1 pseudogene is annotated in these 233 nt (G+C 71.2%); it reads right to left on the bottom strand.

Annotation, left to right across the window (positions count from 1 at the left end):
* A pseudogene (locus tag GV790_RS30360) lies at positions 1 to 233 on the bottom strand (hypothetical protein); the annotation flags it as partial.

Raw genomic sequence — 233 nt, 5'->3', positions numbered from 1 at the left:
CCGGAACGGCCGTATCCGGCGTCGGTGGAAGGCCTGCTGACCGCGCGCGGGATCGTCAAACGTGCCGTACCGGACGCATTGCTGCGTCCGCCCGCGCTGTCGGTCCCGACCTCGGCGGCCGCCTCCCGGTAACAGCGCCACAGCTCGGCGAAGATCGCCAGCGAATGCACGGCGTCGGCGATGCTGTGATGGGTCAGCAGCGTGACGCTCGCGTGCTCGCCGTCGCGCACCAC

Source organism: Nocardia cyriacigeorgica (assembly GCF_010858045.1).
Taxonomy (GTDB): Bacteria; Actinomycetota; Actinomycetes; order Mycobacteriales; family Mycobacteriaceae; genus Nocardia; species Nocardia cyriacigeorgica_E.
Note: the sequence above shows the minus strand (reverse complement) of the source record. Positions and strands in the feature narration are given on the sequence as shown.